The sequence below is a fragment of the Bradyrhizobium shewense genome (assembly GCF_900094605.1).
GTDB lineage: Bacteria > Pseudomonadota > Alphaproteobacteria > Rhizobiales > Xanthobacteraceae > Bradyrhizobium > Bradyrhizobium shewense.
On the sequence record NZ_FMAI01000095.1, the window covers coordinates 1 to 1,786 of the forward strand.

Here is a 1,786-nt window from a genome sequence, read left to right on the forward strand (position 1 = left end):
TGGCCCAGTGTGTTCGGGGACGCCAAGATGACCACCGCGCTGCTCGATCGGCTGGCCCATCACTGCGACATCGTCGAGACCGGCAACGACAGCTGGCGATTCAAAAGCCGAGACGACGATCATATCACCCGCGCTCGTCTCGCCTCCGCTACGTGAGACGATCAAACACATTATGGAAGGCGGCGAATGCGTCCAGTTAGACGGGCGAAGTCCGGCTTCTAAGTCCGCAGCATTTTGGGCCGGATCGCGCCCATCCCGGATCTGGCCCTCAGTCACTCAGGAATATCTCCGCTAATCTCAGACAAGCCGACCTTCATTTTGCGGTGAATCGTCGATTGTGCCTTTGTTGTTAGAGGTATCGTTTTCGATCACTAATCGTTTCCGGAGTTGGTCGATAGCCCGCTGAAAAACGGCCGGATCATCCATTGCCCGAGAAAGAACAATGGCTCCTTGAATAGCAAGAACGGCCTCCTCCGCGAGGATGCGCGACTGATCGGCGTCACGGCCCTGCCGAATAAGCGCTGACTGCAATGCGTCCACCCAACTTACGAAATAACCTCGGATGGCCTGCGCGAAGAGGTCACGCGTATTGGCAACTGCTAAAGCACCGACGAGGCACACGCGCCTGCCGGACCTGAAATATTGGTCCGTCGAGTCAAGCATTGCACCGATGGCGCCATTAGCATCGCTCTGGTTACGCAGCGGGGAATATACGACATCCTCGAACCATTGGCCGATTTCGCCGAGAACAGCCTGCACCATCTCTTCCTTTCCGTTCGGGAAGAAGTGGTAGAGGCTGCCCTTGCCAAGACCGGTAGCCTTGCCAATCAAGGCAAGGCTTGCGCCTTCGTAGCCATGTTCGCGGAAAACTTCGGCCAACGGGGCTATGGCGTCGGCTCTTTCAGCGACCATGCGGGCCATGATTAGAGGCCCAAATCGCTGAGGCTGGGGTGATCATCCGGCCGACGACCAAGAGGCCAGTGGAACAAACGATCGCTTTCAGCAATGGGCATTTCATTGATGCTCGAGTGCCTGTGCGCCATCAGACCGTCCTCTGCAAATTCCCAGTTCTCGTTACCATAAGCGCGGTACCAGCGGCCGCCATCGTCGCGATATTCATACGCGTAGCGCACCGCGATGCGGTTACCGGTGAAAGCCCAAAGCTCCTTGATCAGGCGGTATTCGTGCTCCTTGTTCCACTTGCGTGTCAGAAGTGCCTGAGCTTCGTCGCGATTGCTCGTGAACTCGACGCGGTTCCGCCAGCGGGTGTCGAGCGTATAGGCCTGAGCGACTTTGGCCGCGTCTCGGGTGTTCCAGCCGTCTTCGGCCAGCCGAACCTTCTCGATAGCGGTTTCGCGGGTGAAAGGAGGGAGTCGTGACATCTTCAGTTCCTTGTCAGTTGAGGTGATTGTACCGATTGGTAATAACTTTACCGATCGGTACAATCGCGGATGATTGTGTCGTTGTCAAGTGGCATTTCCGTCTGGCTGTTTGAGATCGATTTGGAGCGGCGCGTGGTAGCCTCGTTGGCGGCGGCTTCATCGCCCAACAACGCAACGTCGTCCTGGTCGGCGGCACCGGCACAGGCAAAACCCACCTGGCCATTGCCATCGCCAGAAGCTGCACCAGATCAGGTGCCCGTGGCCGCTTCTACAATGTGGTCGACCTCGTCAACCGTCTGGAGACCGAGACCCGCAACGGACGGCAGGGCCGGCTTGCCGAGCATCTGACCCGGATGGACTTCATCGTCCTGGACGAGCTCGGATATCTGCCCTTCGCCCAGTCC

The 1,786-nt window shown here is 58.0% G+C and carries 3 protein-coding genes and 1 pseudogene; 2 read left to right on the forward strand and 2 right to left on the reverse strand.

What is annotated here, in order from left to right; genetic code table 11:
• On the forward strand, positions 1-156 hold a 156-nt coding region (locus GA0061098_RS43395), incomplete at its 5' end, for an ATP-binding protein (RefSeq protein ID WP_165637993.1).
• A gap of 141 nt (positions 157-297) precedes the next feature.
• Here GA0061098_RS43395 and GA0061098_RS43400 read toward each other — a convergent pair.
• Together GA0061098_RS43400 and GA0061098_RS43405 are read right to left on the reverse strand one after the other, a co-directional pair.
• Complete coding sequence (locus tag GA0061098_RS43400) at positions 298-921, reverse strand: TetR/AcrR family transcriptional regulator (RefSeq protein WP_091968253.1); 624 nt, start codon at positions 919-921, stop codon at positions 298-300.
• Positions 922-923: 2 nt separating this feature from the next.
• Entirely contained in the window at positions 924-1,382 is a 459-nt protein-coding gene (locus GA0061098_RS43405; RefSeq protein ID WP_091968256.1) for a nuclear transport factor 2 family protein, read from the reverse strand.
• A gap of 140 nt (positions 1,383-1,522) precedes the next feature.
• On the opposite strand from GA0061098_RS43405, the pseudogene GA0061098_RS43410 reads away from it, so the two are divergent.
• Positions 1,523-1,786: pseudogene (locus tag GA0061098_RS43410) on the forward strand (ATP-binding protein); the annotation flags it as partial.